The organism is Microbulbifer epialgicus, from assembly GCF_041447265.1.
GTDB classification, from domain to species: Bacteria; Pseudomonadota; Gammaproteobacteria; order Pseudomonadales; family Cellvibrionaceae; genus Microbulbifer; species Microbulbifer epialgicus.
In genome coordinates, this window is record NZ_JBGMEK010000136.1 from 1 (window position 1) to 6396 (window position 6396).

The 6396-nt window shown below is 44.9% G+C and carries 6 protein-coding genes and 1 pseudogene; 4 read left to right on the forward strand and 3 right to left on the reverse strand.

The window, feature by feature from the left end; translation table 11 throughout:
- Positions 1-89: 89 nt before the first annotated feature.
- The gene (locus ACCI49_RS23040) at positions 90-761 is read right to left on the reverse strand and encodes a nucleotidyltransferase family protein (RefSeq protein ID WP_371841583.1); all 672 of its coding nucleotides are present in this window, start codon (positions 759-761) and stop codon (positions 90-92) included.
- Positions 762-772: 11 nt separating this feature from the next.
- Entirely contained in the window at positions 773-1804 is a 1032-nt protein-coding gene (locus ACCI49_RS23045) for an XdhC family protein (RefSeq protein ID WP_371841585.1), read from the reverse strand.
- Between the two features lie 952 nt (positions 1805-2756).
- On the opposite strand from ACCI49_RS23045, the gene ACCI49_RS23050 reads away from it, so the two are divergent.
- From ACCI49_RS23050 to ACCI49_RS23065, 4 genes are all read left to right on the forward strand, one after another.
- The gene (locus ACCI49_RS23050) at positions 2757-3068 is read left to right on the forward strand and encodes a cupin domain-containing protein (RefSeq protein ID WP_371841586.1); all 312 of its coding nucleotides are present in this window, start codon (positions 2757-2759) and stop codon (positions 3066-3068) included.
- 75 nt (positions 3069-3143) lie between these two features.
- Positions 3144-3572, forward strand: a complete 429-nt coding sequence (locus ACCI49_RS23055; RefSeq protein WP_371841587.1) for a DUF6559 family protein — start codon at positions 3144-3146, stop codon at positions 3570-3572.
- A gap of 202 nt (positions 3573-3774) precedes the next feature.
- A complete protein-coding gene (locus ACCI49_RS23060; RefSeq protein WP_371841588.1) occupies positions 3775-4263 on the forward strand; it encodes a GNAT family N-acetyltransferase in 489 nt (162 codons plus the stop codon).
- 340 nt (positions 4264-4603) lie between these two features.
- Positions 4604-5452, forward strand: a complete 849-nt coding sequence (locus ACCI49_RS23065) for an alpha/beta fold hydrolase (protein ID WP_371841589.1) — start codon at positions 4604-4606, stop codon at positions 5450-5452.
- Between the two features lie 121 nt (positions 5453-5573).
- On the opposite strand, the pseudogene ACCI49_RS23070 reads toward ACCI49_RS23065, so the two are convergent.
- Positions 5574-6369 (reverse strand): annotated as a pseudogene (locus ACCI49_RS23070) (helix-turn-helix domain-containing protein).
- Positions 6370-6396 lie beyond the last annotated feature (27 nt).

Below are 6396 nucleotides of genomic sequence, written 5' to 3' on the forward strand. Positions count from 1 at the left end.
ATTACGAGCTTACAAGGATGTATTCACAGCGCGTCTCGAGTGCAGTGTATTCTTTCCTTCTGACCCAGTAGTAAATAACCAATAAAAAATTAAGTAAGCTCCTTGGCAATCAATCGCTGCCACAGTTCAAGATCAGCCTTACTATCTATGTCCATGGTGATACCCTCAATATCAACAACAGTTAAACCGTAAGCAGCGGCTCGCGCTTTCAATAATTTTTTGGCACCAATGTCGCCGCTGAGCCCAGTCAGATCGCTAAAATCTGAGGCATTAAATATTGCTGGCACCCCAAAACTATTTTGGTATTGAGCACAACAAATTTGCCCGCTTGATCGCCACGCGGCAATCAGCTGTTGGTAGTCATCTATCGTTACACCAATGTGATCAGCTAAAGCTATTAATAATCCATCTACATTGATGGCTTCTGCCGCCACAACCGCCTCTTTGATTGAGCTTGCAATGCCGCTTTGCCAGTTAGGATTAATCCTCTGATTTATATCTGGCGGCAATAAGTTAGCCAAAACTTCTCGGTATTCACCTAAAATTACCACTAACTCTATAGTCAACCCTGTTGATGCCTTCGTAGTTAGGCTGTAGAGCTTATCAAGCGTTTGTAACAGCAATGGCTGACTCTTTATTCGGCCATCTAGATCGATTACGTCGACAGAGGCTTCTAGCTTAATACCATCAAACCTCCGACTTGCTCCAGCAGCGAGCAGCGCTATTAATAGCCGCTTTGTTGGCTGTTTAGCTCTATTCACGATAGATTTGCTCACGTCACGACCTTATCTAAGGGGATTAATTTAGCTTGATGCAGCACGCCATGACATTGTGCCAGGATACTCAAGGCGATGGACTCAGGCAGCTCACCACCTAGCGCTAAACCTGCCGGCGCCGAAAAGACACCATGAAAATCACTTATTGTTATCCCCGCTTTGCCGAGTACTTTATCACGCCGATGTGGAGGACCGAGTAATGCCACAAATTCGGTTGCCGTTAAGCTCAATACCTGTAAAGCCTTTGCATCCAAATCCAAATTATGGTGCATCACTATAGCCGCATCAAACCGACTCAACACCGCATTAGTAAGTTGCGCACATGTTTGCTTTATAATACTTGCACCAGGAAAATCATAATGGCGAGCATAACTGCTACGCTCATCGATCACAGTAACTCTCCAACCTAGTTGTTGGGCAATTTTTGTCACTGGCTGAGCATCTAAGCCTCCACCAAAAACTGCAAGATGAAAGCGCGGTCGGCAGGGAATAACTAACCTAGACTCCCAAAAACCTGTCTCTTGAATTCGTGTTAAAATATTCGCTTTAACAAAACCATTAATATGGTAATCCGTTTCCTCAGGATTAACCACCTTAGCCATAAGTTCACTCGAATCTGTACGTTGTACAGGTAACACAACTTCATAGAAAGCAGGTTTTCCCACGTTCAAATACTTTGCAAGAAGATGCAGCTCAAGATAGTTGTTCTCGCGGGTAAGGGGAAACAGCATTAACTCTACAATACCGCCACACCCAAGTTGATAACTAGCATCAGACTCATCAGTTGCATCGTAATTCACTTTAACTGCAGTATCGTATTGGATTGCGCGTTGAGCATGCCGCTTTAAATCGGCCTCTAAGCAACCACCACTGACAAGACCAATGCTCCTCCCTAACGGGTGAAACAACATCATAGCGCCTGCCTTACGATAAGCAGAACCCTGAACTTTGGTGATTACAGCAAGCACCCAACCATCATCGGGCGCCGCCTGCCATTCACTTAAAAGATCTTCAATATGATGCGACATAACTCTGTTGTGTTCAAAAACCTGAATATAACCTGCCAAGTTAAACGAGTAATCAGGAAATCGTAAAGCGTCACAAAGAGTATTTCAACCTTGGGAAAACTTCAGCAATCAGAATTGAATGCAGGATAACCTCAAAGAAGCAGCAACTGTTACTTTTAGATAGCTTCTCCCTGCCAGTAACCGCGGCGCGGCCGCTGTTACCCAAATTGATATTGGCGATAACGGCGGTTTTTTAAGGACATATAAATAGGAATAAAGCTTGGTGGCCCCCGCTTGGGCCCAGTTACGTAGTCAAGTAGCTCTATTTTCAATACCCTCTTCCTTTGGATTCGCCTATAAAGCTTTTACAATGAACCGCCAGGAATTTTGCTGCAGTTGCCCCGATCCTCATCTGATAACCGTTGATCTCCAATATTGCAGCCAAGACCAACGTACCAAGTAATCCCAGACAGCCAAAACTTGGAAAGTGCAATCTTATGTCTCTTTTTTTTTGCTATTAACGGACTTGTAGGTTGCTAAGAGAGAGATTTTAGATCAGCTTCTGACGTGGATTTTAGTCGAATAGTTTAACTTTGAGCATGCGGAGGCCTATCCAGTACTGTTAGCTTGGTTATAAATATTTACAATTACTTCAGGTGCTGGCAGAGAGGAATCTCACAGCCACACAAACTATGCACCCAGCGTTTACACTTCTCATAAAAGATTTTCGAGCTTTTTCTACTGAACCGACTAAACGCTTGAAGCGGCTTTCAATGTTGTGGTTGATATCGAGCCAGTATTTAGGGGATATACCCAATCGTTGTAATCTACAAAAATGGGGAAGGAAAGAATATACTACGTTCGGGACCGTATGAGGTATGGATTCCGATTACGAGCTTACAGGGATGTATTCACAGCGAGTCTTGAGCACAGTATATTCCTTCCTTCTGACCCAGTAGTAAGTAGTGAAAGTATGGAAATAATTCGAAGCAAAGAATTTACGGCCGACAGGGCTTGGGGTGCTAAAAATATTGCCAGTATGGGCGGTATCACAACAAGGTTACATTGGACTGATATGCCCTATAAGTGGCACATCAATAACGGTGAGGAAGTCTTCGTCGTCCTTGATGGTGTAGTGCAGATGAAATACAAAGTCGGGGGCCAGGAGATATCCACCATCTTAGAGGTTGGAGATATCTTCTATGCCTCGGTAGGTACCGAACATGTTGCGTACCCACAAGGAGCCGCCAGAGTGCTCGTAGTCGAGGCTGAGGGAAGTGTATAGTAATCACGCGCACCATGCGCGCTGGACTCATAACAAGTTGCTCGCCTCTGCGGCGAGCATTAACTGTATATACCAATGAACTTTATTAAAAATTTATTCTATGAGTTTCAGTACTCGAAGTATGTGCGGGGGTTACCGTTTTACGTTGTGAGGCATTCTGGAGTCAAGAAGTCATACTCGTCTCGTCAGATCGACCTAGCGATAGCTAAATATGGTTTTAACCACAGGTTTACACCCATAGGCTACGCGATACTAGGCAATAAAAAGCAATTCAAATCAAAGTCAAGAGCTTTTTTACCGCACCCATCGCGTCAATATATTCGGGGGAGAATCGCAAAGAAGTACTTTCAAGGTGGAGAATTTGGCTTGATAGATTTAATGAAATTATCATTTTTCAAAATTCCGCCGACCGATGATCTATTTATAGATCCGAATGAATATTGGGAGTACCTGAGTGAGATCGAGAGGCAGGCAGTTAAAAACTCCCATAGAGCTTCCATATGAAGATTAAAAGCTGGAGTGTGGAAAATGGTTTACCATCAAGGTACGAATGTGGCTCCGTTTGAGATCCAGCCCTAACTATACGCCGCAGCCGACGACTTTCTTTGCACATTTTATATGCGATTGCTGCGCTTCCATTTATGCACATAATACGATCAAAGCAAGCCGCGACTGAGCGCGCCCATAAATGATACGAGAAATGACTATGAAGGTAGAAATTAGGCATAGCAGGAAAGAGGATATCCCAGGGATTAAGGATATTTACGCTCAGTCTTCATGCTATGCGGGAACGTTGCAGTTACCATACCCGTCAATTGACAAATGGGAAAAATTCCTTGGTGATATTCCAGACAATTTCTACAGCATAGTGGCTATTCAAGATGAGAGGGTTGTCGGGCAAATTGGAATGGAAGTATGTTCTAACCCAAGGCGAAAGCACGCTTCAAATATAGGAATGGCAGTAAGTGAGGCGCATCAAAAGAGCGGTGTTGGCTCCAGGCTCCTGGAAGCCATGCTTAATCTTGCTATCAATTGGTTGGCAATTCGTCGCGTAGAGCTAGAAGTTTATACTGACAACGAGCAAGCTGTAGGGTTATACAAAAAATATGGTTTCAAAGTAGAAGGCACCGCGAAGAATTATGCATTTAGAAATGGCGAGTATGCGGATGTTCATCTCATGGCCAAAGTTGTATAGCGTAATTCCACTTAACACGCAGCGATACGATCGTCCGCAATAACGCGGACTGGGCGACCTACTCTAAACTTCGGCTGCTCGCGCTCATAGTTCTAAAAGTTGATAACGCAGCCCTTTAAGCCTTCCATGACTTGACATTCAGCCATGTCACCCCAGTAGTGTAAATGCAAGTCTTACCTACTATCTGGTAAGATCGCATACAAATATTTGAAGGTTTATAAATGAGCAACAAAAGCCATACAAGGCCAGGCACAATCGCCCCTTTGGGGCTAGACTTCCGCACTACGTGCTTCAGTATGTGCTGGCGGTGCTGTACAAGGAACCTGAAGGTTATGCAATTATGGAAGAAAAAGTAGTTACTGACAACGATATTTCACTCTATAGTGAATCATTCGGAACCCCAGCCGATGAGCCCATAGTTTTGATCATGGGGGCAATGTCGTCGGCAGTATGGTGGCCTGTTGATTTTTGTACCCGGTTGGCCGCAATGGATCGCTATGTGATCCGATACGACCATCGTGATACGGGCAAGTCAACTAGCTATGAGCCCGGCCAGGCTCCATATTCCATTGAAGAGCTAGCTGACGATGTGGTTCGCATAATTGATGGATACGATCTGGAGGCTGCACACCTGGTTGGCATGTCTTTGGGAGGATTTCTATCCCAGCTTGTTGCTCTTAAGTATCCGAATCAAGTAAAGAGTCTAACGCTGATATCTTCAGAGCGACTTGCGGAGACAGACCCAGATATACCTCCCATTGATCCTTCAATCCTCGAGTATCACCAACGAGCGGCAACGCTTGACTGGACTGATAGAGACGCGGTGGTGGAATATCAGGTTGGAGCATGGGGAATCAGCTCAGGCAGTGCTCATGTATTTAATAGTGAACTGATTCGCCAGATTGCTCAGGAAAATTTTGATCGAACACCAAATATACTGACTACATTCAATCACTCTACCTTGGGCGGAGGAAAAGAGTGGCTAGGACGATTAAATGAGATCACGGTATCAACACTGATCATTCATGGTACAGAAGATCTCGTACTTCCCTATACGCATGGATTGGCGCTGAAGGCAGCAATTCGTAATTCGGAATTGCTTACACTGCAAGGGTCTGGGCATGAGCTACATCCCGAGGATTGGCAAGTGATTCTTCCAGCATTGAAGAATCAAACCTCAGATTTATAGGCTACTTCGAGCTCGTCTTCTATAAATGGTACTTTAAGATGTAGTGGTTCAGATTTGATCTGACAGTTACCGGTTTTTCAACAGTTACCGGTTTTTCAGAAGGTGTTCTGTCAGGTTTAATTCAGTTTACGAGCTTTTCCTTCCAGATGCCTTTTCCATCTTCAAGTGTTGCCATCGGAGTGCGGCCGCAACACTTCTTACCCTGATGGGTGCGATCATTATTGTAATATACGAGCCATTCGTCTAGATCCTTTTGAAGCTCCTCTACAGATCCGTATATCTTGCGACGTAATGATGGTTGGTAGAACTCCTGTAGAATGGTTTTATGGAAGCGCTCACAGATACCATTCGTTTGCGGGTGTCTGGCTTTTGTCTTGGTGTGTTCTATTTCGTTCACACTCAGGTATAACTGATAATCATGCTGCTCCAAGGTGTTGAGTATCAATTTCACCGCAGGCTTCATCATCATGACGCTTTCGCTCCAAAGCCTGAACCTGCGACTCAGTGAGGATCAGTCCCCCCTCAGCCACCTTGGCCTCAAGCGCCTTTAATCGCAATTTGAAGTTGGCCAGGTCATGCCGTAACCAGATGCTCCGAACGCCACTGGGGGACACAAATACACCGCGTTTACGCAGTTCATTGGAGACCCGAACCTGTCCAGGGGCGGGTTCTTGGAGGGCATAAGTCAACACGGCCTCCTCAATGGCAGTGTCAACACGGTTTTTGTGATTGGGTACCCGTCGATTCTTCTCAAGAAGAGCATCCACGCCGCCACTTGAAACGGCTTCCTTGTACCGATAGAAAGTGTCTCTCGATACACCAAGCATCTTACAAGCTTTGGAGATATTGCCGAGTTCTTCTGCCAGATTAAGCAATCCGGTCTTGTGTTTGATGATGCGATCATTAGTATGGATCATGGGGTTTATCCTTGGTTTTGCTTTTAG